This window comes from Thermanaerothrix daxensis, from assembly GCF_001306145.1.
In the GTDB taxonomy this organism is placed as follows: domain Bacteria; phylum Chloroflexota; class Anaerolineae; order Anaerolineales; family Anaerolineaceae; genus Thermanaerothrix; species Thermanaerothrix daxensis.
This window is the reverse complement of sequence record NZ_LGKO01000002.1, coordinates 377,051-402,457: the sequence shown is the minus strand read 5'-3', so window position 1 is coordinate 402,457 and position 25,407 is coordinate 377,051. Positions and strand designations below refer to the sequence as shown.

Genomic DNA, 25,407 nt, shown 5'->3' with positions numbered 1-25,407 from the left:
ACATGTCCGAATCGCTTCTTACCCCTCGTGATGGTTTAGCCGCTGGTCAGGAGCCCCCGACCGGTCCACTTCCTTACTCGCGGCGGCGGATTCGCTTGGGACTCTCGCTGACTCTGATCGGCTTCCTGATCTTCCTGATCGGTGCGCGTCCGAGTTTGTTCGGTCTGGATCGCAGCCCGGTGATCGGCTTCGTGCAGATCGCTGTCTTCCTGATCGGGTTAGCCATTGTTTGCCTGGGTGGCTACATCGCCCTGATGGCGCTGTGGAAGAAGCGACAGCCCAGCATCGCCGCCGATATTGGTGTGCGCCTGGTCAGCACTGGCTATGTGATTGCCGTCTTCGCCGGAATGGCAGATGTCTTCGGCATTGGGAGTCATCCTCTACCGGGAGTGCCCTACTTTGGCCCCTGGCAGGCTCGTGGTGTGGAAATCGGACAAGCCATCATCGCCTTGGGATTTCTACTGCTGATCCCCTATGGCAAATCGAAGGAGGAGTCAGCCCACGAGGGTGGCGCTTGACGACCCTCCAATTTTTGTGTTATATTGACACTGCGAGGTGCATGGCATGCATCCTTTACCCGACAAACCTGACATTTCAGATTCGGACATAGACGGGGAGAATACCCCGAAACCCTCAACTTCACATAGATCATTGCCTGATTGGTGGGACCGCCTGACCCAGATGGGACTGGGCGAGGTGACCCTGCGAGTAGCCTCCGGGATGGCCTCACTCGTTTTAATCCTGATCGTCGTGGCACTGATGGGCAACCTGTCCATCCAGACGGCAAGCCCTGCAGTTGGCGTGGCTGCCCAGGCGGCTGCTTTGCCAACCGCCACCCCAACCGTGGCCATGCCTGCATTTACTCTCCCCGAACCCGCTGCGGCCATTACAGGGGTGGTACGTCATGCACAATTGAAGACCCTTCTGCCCAGCCGTCCTCGCTTTGAAATCACCCAGTACGAAGTTCAGAAGGGCGATACCATTTTTGGAATCGCCGAGAAGTTTGGCCTTAAGCCTGAAACCATTCTCTGGGGCAACTACGATACGCTATTCGATAACCCCCATTTTCTGCAACCCGGTCAGGTGCTCAACATCCTACCCACCGACGGACTGCTCTACACCTGGCATGAGGGAGACAGCCTCAACAAAGTGGCGGAGTTCTTCAAGGTCAAGCCCGAGGACATTGTCAACTGGCCAGGGAATCATCTGGATCCCGCTACCTTGGGTGATTACTCGCGCCCCAACATCCAGGCCGGCACCCGCATCTTTGTGCCCGGCGGTCGGCGTGAATTCGTGACCTGGAGCGCTCCTCGCATCACCCGCCAAAACCCGGGGGTAGCAAAGATCATGGGGCCAGGCGCTTGTGGGGTGATTACCGAGGGAGCCGTGGGAACCGGGGCCTTCATTTGGCCAACCCCCTCTAAATGGATTTCGGGCTACGATTACTCGCCTTCAACCAACCATTATGGGATTGACATTGGGGGAGCCATTGGGGTAGCCATCTACGCAGCCGATAATGGGGTCATTGTCTATGCCGGATGGAATGACTGGGGATACGGAAACGTCATTGTGATTGATCACGGCAACGGCTGGCAAACCCTCTATGCCCACCTCAGCCAGATCAATGTCGTATGTGGACAAAGTGTTTACCAGGGTGACCTGATCGGGTTAATGGGTAGCACTGGGCGCTCCAGCGGCCCCCATTTGCACTTTGAAATGCGCCACGACGTTTACGGGAAAGTCAATCCTCACGACTTCTTACCCTAAACGCCTGGCTTATAGCGAGGAGGAGAAGCCGTCAGGCGCCTGAGTCGCATGACCCAAGGCGCCTGACCGGTTTAATACCCCCCACCAGGAGCCAAAAGCAGGCTAAGCCCCTTCCGCGATGTCTTGCTGTGCGCGCGCAATGAAGGTTTCCAGCGGCATGGGGCCCGGGTTCTCGCCGTTGCGCAGGCGCAGCGCCACTTTCCCATCCGCTGCCTCTTTATCCCCTACAACCAGCATGTAAGGCACCTTCTGCAATTGTGCATCCCGAATTTTGGCATTCATGCGTTCAGGGCGTTCGTCCACCTCTACTCGCAGTCCCTGGGCACGCAGTTTCTCGGCCACTTCGCGCGCATAGGGAAGATGGCGATCGGCAATCGGAATGAGCACAGCCTGAACTGGCGCAAGCCAGACAGGGAAAGCCCCTGCATAGTGCTCAATCAAGACCCCCATGAAACGCTCCATGGAACCTAACAACGCCCGGTGAATCATGAGGGGACGGTGCGGCTGGCCATCTTCGCCGATGTACTCCAATTCAAAGCGCTCCGGCAGATTGAAATCGAATTGAATGGTGCTTAACTGCCACTCCCGTCCAAGCGCATCAATCATCTTTAGATCAATTTTGGGACCATAGAAAGCTGCCCCACCCTCATCAATGTCGTAATCCAGGCCGGCACGCTCCAGGGCCTGACGCAGCGCCGCGGTGGCTTTGTCCCAATCCTCAACCTGCCCGGCAAACTTCTCTGGATCGCGGGTGGAGAGATAGGCGTGAAAGTTAGCCATACCAAAGCGGCGTAAAATGTGCAGGCAGAACTGCAGGGTATTGTCAATCTCCTGCGGCATTTGGTCCGGGCGACAGAAAATGTGCGCATCGTCCTGAGTGAAACCCCGCACCCGCAATAAGCCGTGCAAGACCCCACTGCGCTCGTAACGATAGACCGTACCCCATTCCGCCATGCGGATCGGCAGATCGCGGTAACTCCGAATCTGGCTCTTGTAAACCATGATGTGGAAGGGGCAGTTCATGGGTTTAAGGAGATACTCTTCATTCTCCACCTGCATGGCCGGATACATGTTCTCACGGTACCAGTGCAAGTGGCCACTGATTTCCCATAACGTACTGCGCCCAATATGCGGGGTGTAAACCGGCACATAACCGTGCTTGAGATGTTCCTCTTTACAATACTGTTCGGCCAGGTGGCGGATCATTCCCCCCTTGGGGTGCCAGAGGATCAACCCAGCCCCAACATCTGGATTGATGCTGAAGAGGTCCAGATCTCTTCCCAGTTTACGGTGATCTCGTTTCTTGGCTTCTTCAAGTTTCCACAGGTATTGCTGAAGTTGTTCGGGTGTTTCCCAGGCCGTGCCGTAGATGCGTTGAAGCATGGGGCGCCGCTCATCGCCACGCCAGTAGGCTCCTGCCACGTTGAGAAGTTTAATGGCCTCCGGATTGATCTGACCGGTACGCTCAACATGCGGCCCACGGCACAAATCCACAAACTTATCATGGGCATAGATGGAGATTTCCGGCTTTTCAGTGAGCGGGTTTCCGTCTTCATCCATCCCGCCAGCCTCCAGCCCGTCAATTAACTCCAGTTTATAGGGCTGATCACGGAAAATCTGGCGCGCCTCCTCAGCCGTCACCACTTTCTTGATAAACGGATAATCACCCCGGATGATCTCACGCATACGTTGCTCAATTTTTTCAAGATCCTCAGGGGTCAGAGGGCGCGGCAGATCAAAATCGTAATAGAACCCATCCTCAATAGGCGGCCCAATGGCGATCTTCCCATTAGGAAACATCTCCAATACGGCCTGCGCCATGATGTGCGCCGCTGAGTGGCGAATCCGGTAAAGCCATGAATCCTCGTAACGCTCTTTCACTTTCTCCTGCGCCATGATCAACCTCCTTTTTTATCGGCTTGGTTCTCAAAACCCTTAGAACGAAGAACGCCTGCCCCTTCTGGGGCAAGCGTTCGGCGCTCGCGGTTCCACCCAGATTAGCCGGTGTCATCACCGACCATCTCATTACGACCGATAACGGGGTCAACCGTTCACCTTACTGGGGAGTCGTTCCCGTTCAGGCTTCCGCTCGCAGGGGGTTTTCACCGCTGCCTGTCCGCAGGGCACTCTCAGCCCATGATGCCCCTTCTCTGTCGGCACGCACTGCGGCTACTCGTCCTGGTCAGCGCGTTTTGGATATGAAGTGTCACAAATTATATAGGCGAAAGCGCAGAAAAGCAAGAGAAAAACCTATCTCGAATCATCAGTTTCTCCTCGCCGCTGGCTAAGGTTCAACATCCGTCTGCACTGACAATGCTTTATGGTAAACTATGCGCTGAAAGGATTCTGATTTGGAGCAACATAAACCTGATGCGATGGGTACGCGATTATAAACCTCAACCCCAAGTGCAGGCGTGGTACCGTCAAGCGCTCTGGATCACGCTGGGGGGAAATATTTTTCTGGTCACCATCAAGGCCCTGGCAGCCTATCTTTCGGGGAGCGTGGCTCTTTACGCCGATGCAGCCAACTCCGCTTCAGACGTGGTTTATTCATTACTTATGGTCTTCGGCTTGTGGTTAGCCCAACGACCTCCTGATCTCACGCATCCACAAGGACACAGTCGCTTTGAACCCCTGGTGGGGCTGATGGTCACCCTCTCTATGACCTTCGCTGGTTTTGAAGCCGCACGCGCTTCTTTGCAGCGCTTCCTGATCGGTGGTTTGGCGATTGAACCCGGTCTGCCCACCCTGGTACTCCTTTTTAGTGCTGGGGTCAAAGCCGGAATGTACCTGGCCATTACACACCTGGCGGTTAAACTCCATAGCCCCACCTTGCAGACCACCGCGCAAGATAATCTTAGCGACGTCCTCACTTCCACCGCCGCATTTGTGGGGGCGGCGGGATCTAAGTTAGTTCACCCACTCCTTGACCCAATTGCCGGCTTTTTGGTTGCATTGTGGATCTTTCGGGCTGCCTTCCGCGCTGGGCGCGAGAATCTGAACTATCTCACTGGCGCAGGAGCCTCCGAAGAACTGCGCCACAGAATCGTTGAAGCCGCTCAGTCCGTACCGGGCGTTCTGCGCGTCCATCACCTGATGACCGATTACGCCGGGCCTCGCCTGGTGGCCGATCTGCATATCAACGTAGATGGCTCCACACCCCTGGTGGAAAGCCATCGCATTTGCGATGAGGTCATCGCCCGCGTCGAGGCCATCCCTGAGGTGGACCGCGCCTACGTGCACATCGAGCCCGACGACTGGACGGACTGAAACCTTATCTTTCAACTTTCTAAATCACCCCGGACACCATGCGTCTATCGAACCTCTTCCCTCCCACCGGACGTGAGATGCCGGCCAACACCATCTCAACTGGCCAGGCCTGGCTGGTCCGTGCCGGATACCTGCGCTCTGTGGAAGGCAAAACGGCCTATCTCCCGCTGGGGCAACGCGTCCTGGCATCTTTCCAGCGCCTTGTGGACGAAGAGATGGGCCGCTTGGGAGCCCAACAGGTCATTCTTCCCCCACTTGGGGCCGATGTCTCCTTGAGCGCTCCCCTCATTCCTTGGAAAGGACTGACTTGCGCTTGGAACTCAACCGAGAATGAGACCTCTCTTGCGCCGACCCACTTCAAGACCATTCAGACACTTGCCCAGCGCGATCTCCAGACTTATCGCCAATTGCCTTGCACGCTTTATACCTACGCATACCTGACAACCACCCCCTGGGAACGCCTGGCTCCGCTACGCCTTACCCAAGGCCTTGTGCTGGAATCTTTCACGCTAGCCGGTGCCCCCGCAGCCCTGGAGGGCGCACATCGCCGCCATCTCCAGGCGCTCTGGAACGTGCTTCACCGCCTGGGCGTACCTGTGCGTGTGGCCCTGGCGGGCCCCCCAACGCCGCCCGCGCCGCAAATGTTGTGGGTACCCCATCCCCAAGGAGATCTGGCCGTTCTTTCGTGCCCACACAGCGATTACGCTGCCCTGGAAGCCTTTGCGACCTTCACCAAGTCCGAGCCGACCCCAGAACCGCCGCTCCCCCTGGAACCCATCCCGACCCCTGGCGTACAGACCATCCGCGATCTGGCCGACTTCCTTAAACTCCCGGAAGCGCGCCTCGCCAAAGCCCTTTTCTACCTGGCCCAGATAGAGGGAGAAGAAATCCTTGTTCTGGCTTTGGTGCGGGGTGATCGCGCCCTCAGTGAAGCCAAATTGGCGACGGCATTGGGGGCACACCACCTGCGCCCCGCACCCCCTGAAGCCATCACGGCCATTGGCGCTGTACCCGGCTACGCCTCACCCATCGGTCTGAAGGAAGGGGTACGTATCCTCGTAGATGATTGGATTCCGCGCTCTCCCAACCTGGTTGCTGGCGCTAACCGTCTCGATACGCATATGCGCCATGTCAATTTTGGACGCGATTTTAGTGCCGATCAGGTGACCGATTTGAGCCTGGCCGAGGCAGGTGATCCGTGCCCGTACTGCCAGGCCCCACTGGAGAGACAGATGGGGTTCGCCATAGCATGGGTGGCCGCGCTAGGCGCGCTGGAAATGATAACTTTCCTGGATGAGGAGGGTCGGTCTCACACCTCCTACGGGGTTTACTCGCGCCTGAGCCTGGATGCTGCCTTGTTGGCGCTGGCTGAACAACATCACAATGCCCACGGCTTAAAATGGCCTGTCGTGCTTGCCCCTTACGCCATCCATCTAATCGTTTTGGGCGGACGCAAGGCACCGCAGGTGCTCGAAGAAGGCGAGCGGCTCTACGGGTTGCTGCAAGCCGCGGGAGTGAGCGTGCTCTACGATGATCGCGATGTCAGCCCCGGGGTCAAATTCAACGATGCCGACCTGATCGGTCTGCCCCTACGCCTTACCCTGAGCCCTCGCACGTTAGAGGCCGCAGCCGTCGAAGTAAAATGGCGCGAGGAAGCCGAAAGCCAGACCCTTCCTCTGGCCACAGTGCTTGAATGGGTGCGCCGCGGGTTGGCCGAACGCAGCACCCTGCCCCAGCCCCACGAGTTCACCGGCTGAGTACTCCTTGGAATCACCCCATTAAATCCGGCAACCTCAGGGCGGGGTTGGGTTGGCGGATCGCCAGGACGTGCACTGGTGCCCAACGCGCTGCCAACGGTAGCAGCGACGGACGCAGGACGACCACCCCAAGGCGATAAGCGCGAGAAGCCAGCGCCGCCAGTGCCGCTACCCAGCCCTGGCCGTATTCCAGTTCCAGAGGACCAACCTCATCCACTACCAGAAGGTCGCAGGGCACAGCCGTTTCAAAAACTGTATTTCCCCAAGCCAGGGCGGCAGGATCGAACCACCACTCACGGGTATGCACGCCAGCGACTTCGCCGGTTTTGCGCCGCCGAGCCAGCAGGCGGCGTTCACCACGGCGCAGATCCACGGCCTCAATTGCAACCTTATATCCTTCCTGATAAACCCCTGGGCTGAGAATCCCCGCCACATTCCATCCCTGCTCACGCGCCTCCTCCACCAGATGCTGACAAGTCAGAGTTTTGCCGGCACCTACCTCCCCGGTGAACACCCACAAGCGTGGAATCTGGCGCTTCCTAACCTTACTCCCAAGCCACAAGTCGGTGTCCATCAAATTCCCACACCCTCAAGGGAATATTATAGGTTGCGCTCAAGATCTCGGCCTTCCACAGCGCCTCTAGCGACCCCTGATTCAACACCCGCCCTTCACGCATGAGCACCACTTGCTGAGCCAGCCTTGCAACCACCTCGGGCTCGTGGGAGGTCATCAAAATGGTGACCCCTTCCGCGAGCAGACCTCGTAAACATTCGATCAGATGTTTTTTATTGGCCAGATCAAGGTGGGAGGTGGGTTCATCCAAAAGCAATAGCCGCGGCTGTTGAGCCAGTGCTCGCGCCACCAGGAGCAACTGGTACTCCCCTCCGCTCAACGCCTGCACCGAACGTCGGGCTAAGTGCTGTAGGCCCACCCGTTCCAGGGCCTCCCAGGCAATGGCTACATCCGAAGGGGTGGGCATCTGTAAGGGCGGCAGGTAAGGCGCGCGCCCCAGAAGCACATATTCGAGCAAGGAGTAGGCAAAAGGATTGGCCTCCCGCTGAGGTACCAGCGCTACAATGCGACCGATTTCTTGGCGGGTATATGATGTTAACAAACGTCCATCCAGCCAAACCTGTCCTCGCCGCGGAAGATAGCGCCCGTAGGCCAGACGAAGCAAGGTGGTTTTCCCGGCACCATTTGGTCCAAGGATGGCCGTGACCTGCCCACGAGGCACCTCCAGCGTCAGTCCTTGCAAGGCGTCTGCAGGGGTTTCGGGGTAGCGAAACGCCACAGCTTCAAAGCGGAGAATCGGCGCATCCATCTCTCTCTACACCCTGATCGTGGGCCGAGTCATTAAAACCAGAAAGCCTACCGCACCTAAAATGGAGGTCAGCACGCCAAGCGGGATTTCGCCTGCGCTCACCACGCGTGCCAGGTCATCACAAACCACCCCAAATGCTCCTCCCAAAAGCAGGGTGGTGGGCAGAGTATCGCGCGCATCAGCCCCACTCAATCGGCGCGCCAGTTGGGGAATGATTAATCCCACCCAGCCGATCAGCCCCCCGATGGAGATCGAAGCCGCCGTGACCATGACAGCCGCAAAGAGCGCTAGCAAACGCTCACGCCAAACCGCTACGCCCAATGAAAAGGCCACTTCATCTTCCAGCCCGAGCAGATTTAACCGCCAGCGCATCAGGAACAGGATCAACAACCCCCCTATTATTAAGGGCAAGGCCGAAAGCAAGGGCTTCCAGGTTACGCTCCACAACCCACCCAATAGCCAAAACGTGATTTCTGGCAATTGACGCAGGGGATCGGCCAGGTACTTGATCAATCCTACCCCCGCAGCAAAAAAGGCCGAGACGGCAATTCCAGAAAGCAGGAGACGCAGCACCCAGCCACCATAACGCACCCTCCGCGCCAAAAGATAAGAAAGTGCCAATCCGCCCATTCCAAAAAGAATCGCACTTATTTGAACTCGCCAGGCTATGCCGCCGAAGAGGACAATCGCCAAAGCGGCGCCGAAAGCAGCCGCTTGCGAAACACCCAGAAAGCCCGGCTCGACCAGGGGATTGCTGAAAACCATTTGAAGCACCAGGCCCGCCACTGCCAGGCTCATCCCTACCAGCACGGCAGCCAGGAGGCGTGGCAGACGCAAATTCAGAATCAGGCGCTGGGCCAGAGGGTCCTCCAGCACCTGGGTGGGTGAGATCAACCCTACCTGGGGATACCGCCCCAGAAATACCGAAACCCCAACCACAGCAACCAACAGCACGCTCATCCAGAGCAGGCGCCGCCGAGCCCGCACCCGGTTTTCAAGCCAGATGGGCACCTGCGCTGTCAGATCCATGGAGCGGGTGCACGGTGCTACACTCACCGCAGATCCCCTTTCAGAAGTGGTAGCAGGCGGGATTCGAAAGTCGCCGCGTCAATCCCATATAAGCGTTCAAAGAAGGACTGTGCCTCGGCTACCATATTTAGCTCAGGATAAACCTCAGGATGCAAGCGCCAGGCCAGCCAGCGCAGTCCTAGCACCCAACGGACATCGGGTTGATCCCAGGAGTAGAAATCTTTGGGGAATGCATACAGGCGACCCTCGCGTACGGCTCGCATGGCCTGCCACTGAGGATCATCCTGGAGCCGTGCTACCACCGCTTCGGGATCAGCCGTATAAGCAATAATCGCAATAACATCTGCATCCCAGGCCGCAACTTGCTCCAGGTTGACGCGAGTCCATCCATTACCCAGATCAATATCCGTCCAGACGGGGCGACCACCGGCCATTTCCGTCATCATCGTTTGAATCCAGGTTTGGGGCGCCACGTTAAACGCAACCTGACCATCTCGCTCAGAGTAATAGAGCAGCAGTGCTCGCGGTTTTTGCTCAGGCGTAAGGTCTTGAAGAGGTTGGGTGATTGCCTGCACCTGTTCGACAAAGAAATTCGCCACCTCTTCGGCGCGCTGGGGATTCTGGAAAATTTGCCCCAAAATGCGAATATCTCGCTGATATTCTTCGGGGGTCTCCAGGGAAAGATAGACCACCGGAATGCCCAGGATTTCAAGGGGTTTTCCCAGCGACTCGGCCATATATGTCTTCATAATAACCACATCAGGCTGGGTGGTAACCACTTGCTCGGCTCCCACATTCGTCTCAAAGGCGATCTTCTGTTCCAAAGCGGCATCCACAAGGGTCAGAAAATCTCCCTGCCCCTGATTGGTGCTCGAAAGCCCCACCACCCTCTCGACAGCCTCAGGGAAAAGGTAGGCGGCATCCGCCAGCATAGATACAGCGCGCCCGGCAATGACCACACGCTGGGGGATCGCGGGTAAAATGACCTTGCGCCCCAGGGCATCGGTAAAAGTTATGGGGGCATAGGTTGAGGTAGGTGTAGGAAGTTCTACGAGCGTTGCCGTGACCGCCGAAGTATCAGGGGTGGCGGAAGGTAAAACCGAAGTCGGAACCGACATGGGGGCTGCACAGGATGCCAGCACCAAAGTGAAACAAAAGAACAGAGCAGTAAGGTTGAGACGGATTTTCATGCTTAGCCTCCAAGACTGGTAAAGGTTTGATCAAACCACTCCAACAGGGACGCTACCTGGTGAATGCGCAGGGTACAGGCCATGCGGTTGTAAACCTGGTTGGGTGGAATGGTCTCGCACTGGGCGCGCAAACGGGCTAACCCTCGGACTATCTCGGCGCGCTGGCGGGTGAGAAACTCCGGAATTGCCCGGGGGGCTACCTGCTCTAAGAGATAGAGTCGAGTGGGCAATTCCAGGCGAATGATCTGCACACTACAACGGCTGGGAGTTTGCAACCAGGTTTCTGCCTCGACCCGCCCTTGAGGCGTTAAGGCAAAAACTCGACGTGACAAACCCCGCTCCGCCGGCTCTTCCACCCCTTGCACCCATCCACGGGCTTCCAGGCGTGCCAGTGAGGCGTATAACTGGCTCTGGCTGATGTGCCAGATTTGCCCCAAATCCTGGCTGAAAACGCGGTGTACTTCATAACCATGCATTGGGCGTGCTAACAAAAGTGCTAGCAGAGGATATTCAGGGGAAGGTGATCGGCGCATAGGGGCCCGAGCCAGAAGATCGGAACTCAATACTCACTCGGTGAGTATTATACTTGTGAACCCTGCAAAAAGGCAAGTGACATTTGTCACACCTCTCTGCCCCGATCCAAAGACGGTCTTAAGGGCTTACCGCAAACGGCTGCCCCAGTGCTCGCAGAAAAACCGCCGCTGCCTCAGCCGGTTCGCTGGCCTGGGCCACGACTCGAATCAGCGCCGAGCCCACAATCACCCCATCTGCCAGAGGATAAAGAGCCCGAACCTGTTGGGGCGAAGCAATGCCAAAGCCAATTGCGAGGGGCAAGTGAGTAATTTGACGCACACAGCGGATAAATGTCTCGGTCTCTTCAGGAAAAGAATCCCGCACCCCTGTTACTCCTGTGACCGAGACCAGGTAAAGAAAGCCCTCGGCCTCTTGTGCAATTTGGGTGATTCGCTCAAGGGGGAGGTTGGGTGGAATCAATGGGATCAGAGCCAGTCCTTGTTCGCGACACATATGCCGTAAATATGTGGCTTCCTCAAACGGCAAATCTGGCACAATCAATCCATCCACGCCTACCCGACTCGCATCACGCACAAAGGTTTCCAGGCCATAAGCGAGCAACGGGTTGAGATACCCCATGAAGAGACACGGTTGAGTGACCCCCTGGCGACGTAACGCCCAAGCCATCTCCAGGGCCTTGGGGACATTCATCCCTTGAGCCAGGGCCACCTGAGTGGCCTGTTGAATGGTTGGCCCATCCGCGAGGGGATCCGAAAACGGAATACCCAGCTCGATAAGATCCGCCCCAACCTGCGCCAATGCCTTGATCACCGCCAGCGAATCTGCAAGAGTGGGGTATCCCAGAGGGAAATAGGGAATAAACGCCGGACGCTGAGCGGCCCGAGCCTGTGCAAAAGCTGCGGCGATGCGCTCCCGGCCAGGAGGTATTTCGCGTTGCTCAGGGAATGCTAAATGAGGGGGAGGCACAAAGAGGGTTGAGGAGGCTGCTTCTTCTACACCCCGATCCTGGGTAGTAAGAGCCCTGGTCACGTTTTCAAGGTCCTTGTCTCCCCGCCCAGAGAGATTGACCAGGAAGATAGCCTCTCGCGGGTAACGAGGGGCTAGGCGGATGGCCTCGGCCAAAGCATGGGCGGATTCCAATGCCGGCAAGATGCCTTCCAGGCGTGCTAAATCCTGAAAAGCCCTCAATGCTTCCTCATCAGTCGCTATGGTATACTCCACGCGTCCTTGCTGACGTAGCCAAGCATGTTCTGGTCCTACTGCGGGATAATCCAGTCCTGCCGAGATTGAATGGGTTTCCAATACCTGTCCATCCCCATCCTGAAGTAGATAAGTGAGATTACCATGTAACACGCCAGGGCGTGCTCCTGCTCCACTCGCTAACCGGGCGGCATGTTGCCCGCTAGCCAACCCTAAGCCACCGGCCTCCACCCCAATCAGGCGTACATCAGGGTCCTCTAGAAAAGCAGAAAACAAGCCAATAGCATTAGATCCACCCCCAACACAAGCAATGGCCACATCCGGCAAGCGCCCACACCGCTCCAACACCTGTGCGCGGGCTTCTCGGCCAATGACTGCCTGGAACTCCCGCACAATATGTGGGTAAGGGTGCGGTCCCAGAGCCGATCCCATTAAATAATAGGTGTCCCTGACATGCGTGCCCCAATCCCGGATCGCTTCATTGACTGCGTCTTTCAGGGTACGACTGCCACTCGCTACCGGACGCACCTCAGCACCCAACAACTGCATGCGCAGGACATTAGGCTGCTGGCGCGCCATATCCACCTCTCCCATGTAAATCACGCACTTCAATCCCAGCAGAGCACATGCTGTCGCCGTAGCCACCCCATGCTGACCGGCACCGGTTTCGGCCACCACCCGCCGTTTACCCATCCGCTGAGCCAACAACGCCTGTCCTAATGCGTTGTTGATCTTATGCGCTCCGGAGTGTGCCAAATCCTCACGCTTTAGGTAAATCTGAGCCCCACCTAAGGCCTCGCTCAGACGGCGGACGTGCGTCAACGGCGTCGGGCGACCCACATACGTTTCCAACCAATACCTCAACGTACGCTGAAATCCAGGATCCCGAAGCGCCTCCTCGAAAGCAAGTTCCAATTCCCGGAGCGGTGGAATGAGGGTTTCGGGAACGTACTGACCACCAAAGGGACCAAAACGGGGTGATAACGACGATACGGTCATAATTCATCTCCCTGATTGATGGTGGAAAGTGCCACATAAGCCTTACGAACCTGCTGCACAAACGCCCGCAGGCGTATTTTATCCTTGCGCCCCGGAGCCGCTTCCACCCCTGAAGCCACATCTACTCCCCAAGGCTGAACCTGAGCAATTGCCATGGCCACGTTTTCGGGCGTTAAGCCCCCAGCCAACAAGATAGGGGCACGCTGGGCCAACCAGGCTGCCGCTCGCCAATCCGCCATCTGTCCACTGCCCCCGTAAAGCCCGGGTTTCATCGCGTCCACCAGAGCGGCTGGCCCTTCGCGGCGTAAGGGATAGACGCGAAGTAGCGACTCCAATTCGTCTTGCGAGCGCGGCCGGAAGGCCTTGAAAGCACGCTCACCCAACTGCTCCAATATTTCAGGAGGTTCATCCCCGCTCAATTGAGCCAGATCAAGCCCGCACGTATCCAGTGTGTCGAGAACTTGCGCAGCCGGGGCATTCACAAACACCCCCACCAATATCGCCCAAGGATGGGCTTCACGGACTGCACGCACAACAGCCTGGCACACCGTTGGAGAGATGTAGCGCGGGCTATGGGGGTAAAAGTTGAAACCCAAAATGTCTGCCCCCGCCGCCAAGGCTTCAAGCGCATCTTCTAACGTTGTGATCCCGCAGATCTTAATCATTTTCCGGTCCTCCTGAGCACAAATCGCGCAACAGAGCAATCGGATCCTCGGCACGCACCAGTGCTTCCCCAATCAGAAAGGCGGTAATTCCCGCCGCACGCAGGCGTCGTAGGTCTTGAGATGTATGAATACCGCTTTCGGCTACTACTTGAATCTCCGGGGGGATACAAGGGCGCAGCGTTAGTGTAACTTTCAGATCTACCGAGAAATCGTGCAAATCACGGTTATTAATCCCAATGAGCCGGGGTGAACCGGCCCGCCATGCTCGTTCCAGATCTTCGAGTGTATGCACCTCTACCAGAGCCACCATGCCTAAGGTATCGGTCAATGCCATGAGATCACGAAGCCGGGGCTCCTCCAGGTATGACGCAATTAGAAGCACCGCATCTGCACCAGCAGCACGTGCCTCATAAATCTGATATGGGTCCAGGATAAAATCTTTTCGCAGTACTGGTAAAGGAATTGTTCCTGCTACGGCGAGCAGATCGGCTAGGTTGCCCTGGAAAAAGCGCGGCTCGGTAAGTACACTCAGCGCTACAGCACCGCCCTCCATATACCGCCGCGCCTGGGTTAAGGCATCCAAGTCTGCATATAGAACCCCACGCGAAGGTGAGGCACGTTTGATCTCGGCAATGATGGCTGGTTTGTTTTGCGTCGAGCGCAGCGCGGCCAAAAAATCACGAGGCAAGGGCGCCTCTTCTGCCTCCCGGCGCACCACAGCAAGTGGACGTTGGAGTTTTACAATCTCCAGATCTCGGGCTCGAGTAGCAAAAATTTCATGCAGGCGACTCATACCACCACCTCATGAGAGTAAGCAACCAAAGCCTCCAGTCGGTGTAACGCGGCTCCGCTTTCTAGGGCTTCCTCGGCCTCGTGCAATGCTGCTGCCAGATCACCGTTCTCTGTTGCTAGTGCGGCCGCCGCATTGAGCAGAACCACGTCCCGGCGAGGAGAACGATCCTCGCCCACCAGGATTGCCCGTAGTAACCGCGCATTTTCTTCCGGAGAACCACCCCGCAGGTCGGCCAGGCTCGCCGGGCGCAATCCAAGATCACGTGCATCCAGATCGTAGGTCTCCACCCGCCCATTCTTCAAGTGACTGACTCGGTTTGGGCCCAGGGTGGTCAACTCATCCACACCTCCGTATCCATGAACCACCAGCGCCGACTTGCCCCCCAGGGCTGCCAATACTTCCGCGAGAACCTGGGTCCATTGGGCTTCCGCCACTCCAATTAACTGATGGGTGGCCCCTGCAGGGTTGGTTAGGGGTCCCAGCAAATTGAATACCGTGCGCTGTCCAATTTCTCGGCGTGGACCCACCGCATGTTTCATCGCTGGATGGAAGCGGGGTGCAAAAAGAAATCCAATCCCCACCTCTTCAATGCAGCGCGCTACCTGCTCGGGGGTCAAATCCAGGTTCACCCCCAAGGCCGCCAGAACATCTGCGCTTCCACATTGCGAAGAAGCAGCCCGGTTCCCATGCTTGGCAACCCGCCGCCCAGTTCCAGCCACGACAAAGGCGGCTGCGGTGGAGATGTTAAAGGTGTGACGCCCATCACCACCTGTGCCGGCGGTATCCAGCAGTGGGCCTGATTGAGTCAGGGGTACTGGGGTTGCGTGAGCACGCATCGCCCGCGCACTACCCAAAATTTCTTCAGGGGTTTCACCCTTCATGCGCAGGGCAATCAGATAAGCCCCGATCTGGGCGGGGGTGGCCTCGCCCTGCATGATCAGGTTCATGGCCTCCTCCGCTTGGGTTTCGCTCAGACTTTGAAATTTGACCAGTTGGGCAATATAGGGTTTAAGCATTTCGTACCTCCTTACTACCTCATCTTGGACGGATGCTCAGAAAATTTTGTAACAACCGCTTTCCTTCTTGCGTAAGAATGGATTCGGGATGAAATTGCACGCCAAAGATGGGAAAATTTCGATGGCGAATGCCCATTATTTCTCCCTCCTCTGTCCAGGCTGTAATCTCGATCTCCGGGGGTAAGAGCGGATCAACTATCAAAGAATGGTAGCGGGTAGCCTCAAATGGATTAGGCAATCCTATATAAAGGTGGCTACCATCGTGATGGATAAGCGAGGTCTTCCCATGCATCAAACGCCCGGCTCGCACGACCTGACCCCCAAAAGCCGCTGCAATACATTGATGCCCCAAACACACCCCCAATACCGGCACGTGCGGTCCTAATTCACGGATCAGCGCCACCGAAATCCCTGCGTCCTCTGGCGAACCCGGACCCGGCGAGATCACAATATGAGAAGGCGAAAGTTCCTGTAAATCGGCACAGGTTACGGCGTCATTGCGCAAGACCAGGATCTCCGACCCTAATGCCCCCAGATATTGCACCAGGTTATAAGTGAATGAATCGTAGTTATCAATCACCACAATCATCATCCATCCTCCGTATCTATTGAAATTGCGTTTCTGCCATATCCACCGCTACTAACAACGCTCGAGCCTTGTTCAGGGTTTCCTCATATTCCCGCTCTGGCTGGGAATCCGCCACAATCCCTGCTCCGGCCTGAACGATCAACTGATCTCCGCGATAAAACAGCGTACGAATAGTGATACATGTATCCATGTTCCCATCCCAACCCACATAACCAGTGACTCCTGCATAGGGACCACGAGGATGAGGTTCCAGTTCATGGATGATCTGCATGGCGCGGATTTTTGGGGCACCACTGACTGTGCCAGCTGGGAAGGTGGCGCGCAGCAAGTCCAACGCATTCACGTCCGGCTGCAGAAGCCCCTCAACCTGAGAAACAATGTGCATGACATGAGAGTAACGCTCAACCACCAACCGTTCGGTCACCTCTACGCTCCCGTACTTGCACACGCGTCCCAGATCATTCCTTGCCAGGTCCACCAGCATAATGTGTTCAGCACACTCTTTGGGATCGTGCAACAAGTCGGCTTCATAGGCATGGTCCATATCCGGAGTGGTGCCACGTGGCCGCGTCCCAGCAATGGGACGCATCATAGCCTTTCCACCCTCCAACCGCACATGCAGTTCTGGCGAAGCCCCTATGAGATAGAATGGCTCACCAGCCACTTCGCCGAAATCAAAGTAAAACATGTAGGGAGATGGGTTGAGCCGGCGTAATGCACGATAGATCTGAAAAGGATGCACTCGAGCCGGACGAAGCAAACGCTGCGAAAGTACTGCCTGGAAGATTTCCCCGGCTGCAATCGCTTCTTTGGTCTGGACCACGGCAGCGAGGAACTCAGCACGTGGGAACGTAGAACGCACCTCCGCACTTACACCATGATCGGTGGAAGAAGGCAACGAAACCGCACAGGGCTGGTGCAAGCGGGCGATGATCTCACTCAACCGTTCCTCTGCCTCGCTCTCTCCCAATATCCCGGGGCGAGAAATTAAAAGCATTTTGTTGTACGCATGGTCAAAAACGATCAATGTACTCGTTTCCAACAGAATGGCCTCGGGCAAGGCAGGATCAGGAGTCAGATCAAGGGTAGGCTCAAAGTAGCGCGCCAGTTCATAACCCAGATAACCCACCCATCCCCCGGTAAAGCGGGGTAAGTTAAGAGGAGTGAGGGGGTTAGAGTGTCTGGCTTGAAGATAGGGATGCAAAACGGCCAACGGGTCACCATCGGCCAGGGAAAGCCGTTGCGACAAACCACCCGCTACATGCACCTTCCACTCCGCCGAGTGCAAGGACCAGATTCGGTCCGGTAACACACCGATGAACGAGTAGCGCCCTATACGCTCGCCCCCAACAACGCTTTCCAGCAAAAACGCCGGACCTTGGTGAGCGACTTTAAGAAAGGCCGAGACTGGGGTCTCGATATCAGCCGGCAACTCACATATCCGAGTGCCATCGGCAAGGATCACCAACGGGAAATGACGCAGGGAGACCATCGGTACACCTCCGTTTAGATAAAACGCGCAGTCCCCTCCGCCTCAGGGACGGGAGGGGACTGTTTCCCGTGGTGCCACCCTGCTTAGGCAGGCCCATTTATCAAAAATCCCGTCGGTGATGCGACGGGATAGAAAAGGCCAGCCTCACTCTTGCGAGTACGCCGGATTCAACCGGATATACTCTTTGCCCTGATAACGGTGGCACCTCCGGCACGGGCTACTGGGCTTTTTGCCGTTCGCCCTGCGGCTCCGGGAACCATTCAGCACCAGCGTACAGACAGGGCTCGCACCTTTCCCCTGCTCTCTGGACTGCCGTTTTGATGCTTACTCTTTCCCCTCAACGCCTTTACACATTGAGCAGATTGGGGGTAATTCTACAACGAACGCTGATTCTGTCAAGGGCATTGCCAGCGCTCCAATTTGCGATTAAAATAGAGAGCGCTCGCGTAAAAACTCTGGGGCGTGGTGCAATGGCAGCACACCGGACTTTGGATCCGTGGATCTTGGTTCGAATCCAGGCGCCCCAGCCTATTGGTCGGCAATGAACGAAGCCCAAGACCCGCCTTTTTATTTCCCAGTAGACCGCGTCTCCGCTTATTTCATGAGTCTTGCCGCTAGGGCAACGCCTGGCAAGACTCGTTTGTTTTCAGGAGGTTCGTTGCATTGATGGACGTACGTCTGACCCCTGTCATCTTAGCCGCCGGCCATGGCAAGCGAATGAAATCCAGCCTGCCTAAGGTGCTTCATCCCCTGGCCGGCCTGCCCATCATTCATCATGTGCTGCGCGCCGTGCGGGCCGTTTCCACCGAACCGCCTGTGGTGGTGATCGGTCACGGCGCAGAACAGGTGCGCCGGGCGATTAGTGACGGGGTACGCTTCGCCTATCAGGCCGAGCAGCTGGGTACCGCGCACGCCCTGCAAATGGCAGAGCCCCTGCTGGCTGGTCAAACCGACTTGATACTGGTTGTCACAGGGGATATGCCCTTGCTAACGCCAACCACTTTTCGCCGGTTAATCGCCCTGCAAGCCGCTAACCCGGGCCCCCTGAGTCTCGTTACCCTGATCAGTGAAAATTCATATGGCTTTGGGCGCATCCTGCGCGGGCCCGACGGCAACGTCCAGGGCATTGTGGAAGAAGCCCAGGCAACACCCGAACAATTAGCCATCCGGGAGCTCAATGCCAGCGTCTACTGCTTCGATGCTAACTGGATATGGGGAGCTTTGCGGCGTGTTCCCCTATCCCCGAAAGGGGAGTACTACCTGACCGACGTCGTCGGCCTTGCCGTCCAAGAGGGGCAGAACGTGCAGGCTCTGGTGCTGGATGATCCACAAGAAGCCCTGGGGATCAACACCCGCGTTCATCTGGCCGAAGCCGAAGCCGTGATGCGCCACCGCATTACCACAACCTGGATGGAAAATGGGGTGACCATCGTAGATCCTGCCAGCACTTACATTGAAATTGATGTGCAAATCGGGCCTGATACCGTTATTTACCCCTTCACCTCCTTGCGCGGGACAACTCGCATTGGGCCGAACTGCCGCATTGGTCCCTTCACCCTGCTCCAGGACGTAACCGCAGGACCCGATTGTCATCTGGTCGGGTGCGCTCTGCAAGGTATGCACCTGGAGCCCGGAACCTCCTTTTTGCCTGCGGGGGGAGCCATGTTCACCTGGCCGATAAGTGCAGCCAGCCCCTCCTCTGCCACCCCGCCATCTGAAGATTTATCCCCCCACTATGAGTAGCGCCCTCGGGATTGGACTCGCTGGCTTACTGCTTTTGGATGGGGGCATTGCCCTGCTACGTGCCGCCTTACTCAATGCCCAGCGAGGGCGTTTGTTACTGCGCGCCGAAGGGCGCGAGCGAGAAACTGAGCGCGCCGTGCGTCTGCTAGAGGACACCCACCTGCGGGTGGGGCTGCGCTTTGCCTTGTCTCTACTGCACCTGATCCTGGGCTGGGTACTCTGGCAGGTGCTATTTGCCTTAAGTCCCTCCTCAGCCGCCAACTGGCTGTGGATCCTTTTGGCCGGGGGATTGGTGCTGGCACTGGAGCATGCTCTTGAGGGCGCCGTGGTTGCCCACGCCGAATCCTGGGTGCTGAGTCTTTATGGCTTGTATCGTCTATTAGCCTTCCTGCTCCATCCCCTGGCCGCCCTACTTATTGCCCTGCGGGGTGGGCGGGTTGCTTTGGAGACCTCGCCTCATCCGGTCACCGAAGATGAATTACGCGCCTGGGTCAAAAATGAGGACACCCCCGGCAGCCTGGAAAAGGGCGAGCGTGAGATGATCTACTCGATTTTTCAGTTCGGAGACACTCTGGCTCGTGAAATCATGGTGCCACGGATTGACATCCTGGCTCTGGAAGCCAGCACAACGGTAGAAGAAGCCATCCGCGCTTTCACCCAATCCGGGCACTCCCGGGTGCCGGTGTATGAAGAAACCATTGATAACATCATCGGCTTGCTCTATGCTAAAGATCTGTTGCGCATTCAACTGGATGCCGAAATCCCCCCCGATATTCGCCCCTTCCTGCGCCCGGCTTACTTCGTCCCCGAATCCAAGAAGGTGGACGACCTGCTGCGAGAAATGCAGATGCGAAGCATTCACATGGCAATTGTAGTGGATGAATACGGGGGCACAGCAGGTCTGGTCACGCTAGAAGACATTGTCGAGGAAATCGTTGGTGAGATACGGGACGAATACGACCAGAGTGAGGAACTGCCTTATCAGAAAATCGGCCCAGATGAGTACATACTCCATGGCCGCCTTTCGCTGGATGACGTCAACGACTTGCTCGACTTGAACCTGAATACCGATGTTGCGGATACATTAGGGGGGTATATTTTCAGCGTAGTGGGCAAAGTGCCGGTGGAAGGTGAACAGATCCAGGTGGGCGATTGGGAACTTATTGTAGAACAGGTTAGCGGAAGGCGCATTCGGCGCGTTCGCGCCATCCGCCGAGCCCCGCAAGCCAATACCGAGGAGGATGTGAATGACACTCGACGACACGACACGCCAGCAGTTGGTAGCCGCAGCGCTTGAAGCCCGGCAGTGGGCTTACGTCCCTTACTCCGGCTACGCTGTCGGAGCCGCTCTGCTCACGGCTTCAGGCAAGATTTACGATGGCGTCAATGTGGAGAACGCCGCATATCCCGATGGCATATGCGCCGAACGGGTGGCCGTCTTCAAGGCGATCTCTGAAGGGGAGCGTGAGTTTGTCGCCATCGCAGTGGTCAGCCAAAACGGAGGGTTTCCGTGCGGCTCCTGCCGTCAGGTGCTCAGCGAATTTGGTCTGGACACCCGAGTGATCATCGCCAATACCGACGGCGAAATCCTCCAAGAAGCCAGCGTAGAGGACCTACTCCCCCGCCCCTTCGGGCCCAAACACCTGCTGGATTAAGGGGATGCTTACGACTGGAACGCCACGGCCATGAACTTGACTCAGGAGCGCATTCTCAAAGTTGAAGCCGTGGTGCTAGAGCACCATGAATGGGGAGAGGCAGATCGCTTGCTCTCCCTTTTCACCCGTGAGCACGGACGATTGCGAGCCGTGGCCAAGGGGGTGCGCCGTATCCGCTCGCGCAAAGCCGGCCACTTGGAACCCTTTACCCGTGTGGCACTGGTGTTAGCCCGAGGGCGCGATCTGTGGATTGTTACCCAGGCCGAAACCCTGGAAGCCAACCTGGCCCTGCACGGCGACCTGGAAGGTATCGGCTACGCCAGTTATGTGGTTGAACTCCTGGAGCGATTGACCTATGAGGAGGGGCCCAATCCGGATCTTTACCGCTTACTGGTCGAAACCCTGCGCCACCTGGATGAAAACCTTGACCCACCTGCCCTGATCTTGCGCTATTTTGAACTCCATCTGCTTGACCTGGCCGGGTTTCGCCCTGAATTGAAGGAGTGCGTTACCTGTCGTCGGCCGATCCAGCCCGAAGATCAATATTTCTCGTCCGCACTGGGGGGTGTGCTCTGCCCAACCTGCGGCAAGTTGGAACCCTCCGCGCGTCCGGTTTCCATGAACGCTTTGCGTTATCTGCGTCATCTGCAGCGCAGCACTTACGCAGAGGCTCGTCGCGCTCGCCCGGCTCCCACCGTCGCTGGTGAGATGGAACGCCTGCTTCAGGACTACCTGAGTTACATTTTGGAAACACGTCTCAACAGCCCCGAATTCTTGCGTCAGGTGCGTCAGCCCCTCAATCCCGCAAATCATCTTCCTCCCACCTCTTCCTCAGAATCCCCCCTTTAGACGTGCCCACTCTCTATATGGGTGATCTATAATAATTTCATCTGAACCTCCTTATGATGACCGGGGGCTAAATCATGCCGCTACCCCTAGCGCTGGTGCTGGCCGTTCTGCTCCTGATCGTGGCGGTAATGCTGGTGCGTACCGCGCTGTTCATGCGCCCACCAGCCATTCACCCTCCCCTTCCCCTGCCCGAATGTGAGCCGGAAGTGGCCACGGAGCATCTGGCCGAGGCTCTGCGTTGCCGTACACTTACCCTGGCGGGGCAAGCAAGCCCCGATCCGGCTGCATTTATTGCGCTACACGGGTTGCTGGAACGCCATTACCCCAGGGTGCACGCCAAACTGGAATGCCTGCGCTTTGGAAATCACAGTCTGCTCTACATTTGGCACGGGAGCAATCCGAATCCTGCTCCAGTTTTATTTTCAGCCCATCAGGATGTTGTACCAGCCGAAGAAGGATCATCCGGTGGCTGGCGCTTCCCGCCCTTTGATGGCCTCATTGCCGAGGGAGCCATATGGGGACGTGGCGCCCTGGACATGAAAGGACCCCTGATTGCCATTTTTGAAGCCATGGAAATGCTCTTGCGTGAGGGGTATCACCCCCAACGTTCGATTTTGGTGGCCTTGGGTGAGGATGAAGAGAGTGGGGGACACCAGGGTGCGGCTCGAATTGCAACCTGGTTAGCCGAGCAGGGCATCCAGCCCATGGCCGTGCTCGATGAGGGAGGGGCCGTCGTAGAGGGAATGATTCGTGGAATCCAAGGACCCCTTGCATTGGTGGGGATTGCCGAAAAAGGCTTTGCGGTCCTCCATGTGAGCGTCGAGGGGGACGAAGGTCATGCCGCCCTACCCCCTCAGGAAAACGCTATCTCGATTCTGGCGCGTGCCCTGACCCGCTTGGCTGCCCATCCTCTGCCGGCCCATCTTGAGCATGTGCAAAACCTGTATGCGGCAGTGGGGAGCGCGGCCCGCCCCGGGCTACAGTTTGTGCTTGCCAATAGCTGGCTCTTCGGTGGTTGGATTGCCCGCCGACTGAGCGCCGATCCGCGTACCAATGCTCTCATTCGCACCACCATCACCCCCACGCTGATCCGCGGCGGCCTGAAAGAAAACGTGCTGCCGCCCAGGGCTGAAGCCTGGCTTAATGTGCGCATCTTGCCAGGCGAAAGCCTGACGGAGGTACTGGAACATATCCGCCAGGTGCTGGGAGATCCGCGAGTACAAGTGGAGATTGTACCGGGAGCCGCTTGGGCCCCCTCCCCGCTGGCCTCAATTCGCACCCCGGCCTACGCCACTTTACAGCGAATTATCACCAGTGTTTACCCTCAGGCCCTCGTTGCCCCCTATCTCATGGTGATGGCTTCGGATTCACGTTACTACGCCCAGATATGTCCCCACGTTTACCGTTTTGCCCCCTATTACCTGACCCCGTTGGAAATCGAGGGCATCCATGGTGTCAATGAACACCTCTCTATTGAAACGCTGGGAAAAATGATCCAATTCTACGCGGCTCTTATGCGCACATGGGGACAGGCCAGGCTTGAGTCGGGGGAGGAAGGGGACGTCCCTTGATATCCCAGTGATATGGTAAACTTTACCCATGGGAGGCCTGGAGAGACGGATTAGAAGGGCAAGGTTGGACATGATACGCAAATTAACCTGGAGCGGGGGAATAGGGTTAATAGCGCTAATATGGCTGATTATACTGCCCCTCAGAGCCGTCCAGGCTGAGGATCCCACCCCTACCCCGGAACCGTATGCCCGCCGCACTACACTGACCTACGATTACACCGCTTACCGCTGGTGGGTCGTCGAATGGCGCACCAATTGGATCGCCTGTGAACTGGTGATCGAGCATGAGGGGTTGCCTTTCCCCGACGAGATACGGACCTGGTGCGCATCCCACGTGTACAATCTCTGGCGCAATACTCAGCCCTGCGTCCTTGCCACCCCCGATCAGCCGTTGACAACCTGCCCGGGTTACTACCTGCACCTGGCCGAGCAGTGGCAGGCCAGCCGCGAGGTAGAGGTGGAACTGCCCCTTCCCAGCGTGTGGCTAAGCCTGGATGGCTGCACTGCGGATCTGCCACCCGGCCAGTGTGACCGTTTGCCTCTACTGCGCCTGGAGGCCGAGGAACCCTTACCCAATGAAATGATCATCGCCATCAACGGCATTTTGGGGGACGAGCCCTTTGCCTGCCGCGGTTCCACCTGCATCGTACCCTTGCGCCCAACCGGCCTGCAAGGGGAAACACTGGAGTTTTGGGCAGACTCTTCTTATGGGGATTCCAGCCCTCGCTACACAGCCCTGGTGCGTGTACTCCCACGAGGCGATTTTATGGCGCCAGAAGGGCGCACAGACCAAACCCCCTACTATTATGTTGACATTCTGAGTTCGCAGTGGCGCGGGGGCACGCAGGCCAGTTGTGCCGAGACATGGCAATCGTTTCCTGAACCGGGCGGCCCACCCCCCTGGCTAAGCACCCCCAATGATCCTCAGGGATTGTACTCCTCCCTGACCCTTTACTACCTGGCGGGCATTCTAATCAGCCGGGGGGAAGTGGACGCCAGCGATTGTCCCGCTGGAGGGCTGCAAGAACCACTGGTGGCAAACACCTGTGGGATGCAGCGTGCCTATGATCTTGTTCTGGAGTGGCAAAATCGCTTTGATGAGGAGATCTGGCGTGTCGCCCAGGAAAGTGGCGTTCCGGCCCAGTTGCTCAAGAACATCTTCACCCGTGAAAGCCAGTTCTGGCCCGGCATTTACCGTACCTACCGTGAGGCCGGATTGGGACAGTTGACCGAGAACGGCGCCGATACGCTCTTGCTGTGGAATCCCACCTTCTTTGCCCAATTTTGCCCGCTGGTGCTTCATCAGTCCCGCTGTGACCTGGGGTTTGGCAATCTCAAGGCCGAGGAACAGGCCATGTTACGAGGAGCATTGGTGCGCCAGGTCAACGCCAGTTGCCCAGACTGTCCTGCCGGGATTGATCTAACCCAAACCCGGTACAGTGTACACGTTTTTGCCGAGGGGCTAAAAGCAAATTGTGAGCAGGTGGGGCGGCTGATCAGCAACTTGACCGGACGCATGGCCGGCGAGGTCAGTTCCTATACCGACCTTTGGCGCTTCACCCTGGTCAATTACAATGCCGGACCGGGCTGCCTGTTGCGCGCCTTGCGTGGGGCCTACAGCGCAGGTGATCCACTTGACTGGGAGCATGTGGCTGCCCACCTTGAGCCGGCTTGTCAGGGCGCCATTGACTATGTTCGCGACATTAGCGAACGCCTGAGCGGGATCCAGCCCACCCCCACTTCATGGGTCTATCCCGGTCAGACGCCTCCCTCACCCCCACTGGTGGTTGCCCCAACGGCTATCTCAGCACCCACCCCAGATCGCACTCCCACACCCGGCGGTCCTACAACAACCCCTGCACCAGGTTACTATCCTCCCATCATCCCGGGACCCACTCAGCCAGGCGGATATCCCGAACCCGGCTTCACAAGTACTCCCGGTTCAGGGTACCCGGGACCGTGAACT

At 57.3% G+C, this 25,407-nt stretch carries 22 protein-coding genes, 1 tRNA gene, 1 pseudogene and 1 other annotated feature; of the genes and pseudogenes, 11 read left to right on the top strand and 13 right to left on the bottom strand.

The features are described from left to right. The first annotated feature begins 2 nt into the window (after nt 1–2). Together SE15_RS01955 and SE15_RS01950 are read left to right on the top strand one after the other, a co-directional pair. Complete coding sequence (locus SE15_RS01955) at nt 3–518, top strand: hypothetical protein (protein ID WP_054520418.1); 516 nt, start codon at nt 3–5, stop codon at nt 516–518. A gap of 46 nt (nt 519–564) precedes the next feature. Continuing rightward, nucleotides 565–1,767, top strand: a complete 1,203-nt coding sequence (locus SE15_RS01950) for a M23 family metallopeptidase (RefSeq protein ID WP_083461632.1) — start codon at nt 565–567, stop codon at nt 1,765–1,767. Nucleotides 1,768–1,869: 102 nt separating this feature from the next. Here the strand turns inward: SE15_RS01950 and thrS are convergent, their stop codons facing one another. Beyond that, a complete protein-coding gene (gene thrS / locus SE15_RS01945) occupies nt 1,870–3,663 on the bottom strand; it encodes a threonine--tRNA ligase (RefSeq protein WP_054520416.1) in 1,794 nt (597 codons plus the stop codon). 474 nt (nt 3,664–4,137) lie between these two features. On the opposite strand from thrS, the gene SE15_RS01940 reads away from it, so the two are divergent. Further along, complete coding sequence (locus SE15_RS01940; RefSeq protein ID WP_054520415.1) at nt 4,138–5,037, top strand: cation diffusion facilitator family transporter; 900 nt, start codon at nt 4,138–4,140, stop codon at nt 5,035–5,037. Between the two features lie 38 nt (nt 5,038–5,075). Further along, nucleotides 5,076–6,794, top strand: coding sequence for a proline--tRNA ligase (locus SE15_RS01935; protein WP_083461631.1), 1,719 nt, complete (start codon nt 5,076–5,078; stop codon nt 6,792–6,794). 13 nt (nt 6,795–6,807) lie between these two features. Here the strand turns inward: SE15_RS01935 and SE15_RS01930 are convergent, their stop codons facing one another. The 12 genes and pseudogenes from SE15_RS01930 to trpE form a co-directional block, all read right to left on the bottom strand. Next, nucleotides 6,808–7,368 carry a nucleoside-triphosphatase gene (locus SE15_RS01930; protein WP_083461630.1) on the bottom strand — a complete coding sequence of 187 codons (561 nt, stop codon included), beginning with the start codon at nt 7,366–7,368 and terminating at the stop codon, nt 6,808–6,810. Continuing rightward, nucleotides 7,340–8,116, bottom strand: a complete 777-nt coding sequence (locus tag SE15_RS01925; RefSeq protein ID WP_054520412.1) for an ABC transporter ATP-binding protein — start codon at nt 8,114–8,116, stop codon at nt 7,340–7,342. Before SE15_RS01925 ends, SE15_RS01930 begins: the two co-directional genes overlap by 29 nt. 6 nt (nt 8,117–8,122) lie before the next feature. Further along, a complete protein-coding gene (locus tag SE15_RS01920) occupies nt 8,123–9,172 on the bottom strand; it encodes a FecCD family ABC transporter permease (RefSeq protein WP_201778040.1) in 1,050 nt (349 codons plus the stop codon). After that, the gene (locus SE15_RS01915; RefSeq protein WP_054520410.1) at nt 9,169–10,335 is read right to left on the bottom strand and encodes an ABC transporter substrate-binding protein; all 1,167 of its coding nucleotides are present in this window, start codon (nt 10,333–10,335) and stop codon (nt 9,169–9,171) included. The genes SE15_RS01920 and SE15_RS01915 overlap by 4 nt, the downstream gene beginning before the upstream one ends. 2 nt (nt 10,336–10,337) lie before the next feature. After that, the gene (locus SE15_RS01910) at nt 10,338–10,868 is read right to left on the bottom strand and encodes a PadR family transcriptional regulator (protein ID WP_054520409.1); all 531 of its coding nucleotides are present in this window, start codon (nt 10,866–10,868) and stop codon (nt 10,338–10,340) included. 118 nt (nt 10,869–10,986) lie between these two features. Then, nucleotides 10,987–11,835, bottom strand: coding sequence for a tryptophan synthase subunit alpha (gene trpA, locus SE15_RS14880; protein WP_408033392.1), 849 nt, complete (start codon nt 11,833–11,835; stop codon nt 10,987–10,989). 48 nt (nt 11,836–11,883) lie between these two features. Continuing rightward, a pseudogene (trpB, locus tag SE15_RS14875) lies at nt 11,884–13,068 on the bottom strand (tryptophan synthase subunit beta); the annotation flags it as partial. After that, nucleotides 13,065–13,733, bottom strand: coding sequence for a phosphoribosylanthranilate isomerase (locus SE15_RS01900; RefSeq protein WP_054520408.1), 669 nt, complete (start codon nt 13,731–13,733; stop codon nt 13,065–13,067). The gene SE15_RS01900 and the pseudogene trpB, both read right to left, overlap by 4 nt. Beyond that, nucleotides 13,726–14,526 carry an indole-3-glycerol phosphate synthase TrpC gene (trpC, locus tag SE15_RS01895; protein WP_054520407.1) on the bottom strand — a complete coding sequence of 267 codons (801 nt, stop codon included), beginning with the start codon at nt 14,524–14,526 and terminating at the stop codon, nt 13,726–13,728. Before trpC ends, SE15_RS01900 begins: the two co-directional genes overlap by 8 nt. After that, a complete protein-coding gene (gene trpD, locus SE15_RS01890) occupies nt 14,523–15,542 on the bottom strand; it encodes an anthranilate phosphoribosyltransferase (protein WP_054520406.1) in 1,020 nt (339 codons plus the stop codon). The genes trpC and trpD overlap by 4 nt, the downstream gene beginning before the upstream one ends. 19 nt (nt 15,543–15,561) lie before the next feature. Next, nucleotides 15,562–16,131 carry an anthranilate synthase component II gene (locus tag SE15_RS01885; protein ID WP_054520405.1) on the bottom strand — a complete coding sequence of 190 codons (570 nt, stop codon included), beginning with the start codon at nt 16,129–16,131 and terminating at the stop codon, nt 15,562–15,564. A gap of 16 nt (nt 16,132–16,147) precedes the next feature. Continuing rightward, nucleotides 16,148–17,623 (bottom strand): anthranilate synthase component I, encoded by a 1,476-nt coding sequence (trpE, locus tag SE15_RS01880; protein ID WP_054520404.1) that lies wholly within the window; start codon nt 17,621–17,623, stop codon nt 16,148–16,150. Nucleotides 17,624–17,664: 41 nt separating this feature from the next. Further along, nucleotides 17,665–17,973: a binding site (T-box leader), on the bottom strand. A gap of 106 nt (nt 17,974–18,079) precedes the next feature. On the opposite strand from trpE, the gene SE15_RS01875 reads away from it, so the two are divergent. From SE15_RS01875 to SE15_RS01845, 7 genes are all read left to right on the top strand, one after another. Then, nucleotides 18,080–18,150 (top strand) — tRNA-Gln (locus tag SE15_RS01875). A gap of 139 nt (nt 18,151–18,289) precedes the next feature. Further along, nucleotides 18,290–19,366, top strand: a complete 1,077-nt coding sequence (locus SE15_RS01870) for a bifunctional UDP-N-acetylglucosamine diphosphorylase/glucosamine-1-phosphate N-acetyltransferase GlmU (protein WP_054520403.1) — start codon at nt 18,290–18,292, stop codon at nt 19,364–19,366. Beyond that, complete coding sequence (locus SE15_RS01865; protein WP_054520402.1) at nt 19,359–20,663, top strand: transporter associated domain-containing protein; 1,305 nt, start codon at nt 19,359–19,361, stop codon at nt 20,661–20,663. The genes SE15_RS01870 and SE15_RS01865 overlap by 8 nt, the downstream gene beginning before the upstream one ends. Continuing rightward, nucleotides 20,614–21,021, top strand: a complete 408-nt coding sequence (gene cdd, locus SE15_RS01860) for a cytidine deaminase (protein ID WP_054520401.1) — start codon at nt 20,614–20,616, stop codon at nt 21,019–21,021. The genes SE15_RS01865 and cdd overlap by 50 nt, the downstream gene beginning before the upstream one ends. A gap of 30 nt (nt 21,022–21,051) precedes the next feature. Beyond that, nucleotides 21,052–21,870 carry a DNA repair protein RecO gene (gene recO / locus SE15_RS01855; protein ID WP_054520400.1) on the top strand — a complete coding sequence of 273 codons (819 nt, stop codon included), beginning with the start codon at nt 21,052–21,054 and terminating at the stop codon, nt 21,868–21,870. Between the two features lie 74 nt (nt 21,871–21,944). Next, nucleotides 21,945–23,441 (top strand): M20/M25/M40 family metallo-hydrolase, encoded by a 1,497-nt coding sequence (locus tag SE15_RS01850; protein ID WP_054520399.1) that lies wholly within the window; start codon nt 21,945–21,947, stop codon nt 23,439–23,441. A 70-nt stretch (nt 23,442–23,511) separates the two neighbouring features. Next, nucleotides 23,512–25,404 (top strand): lysozyme family protein, encoded by a 1,893-nt coding sequence (locus SE15_RS01845; RefSeq protein WP_054520398.1) that lies wholly within the window; start codon nt 23,512–23,514, stop codon nt 25,402–25,404. Nucleotides 25,405–25,407 lie beyond the last annotated feature (3 nt).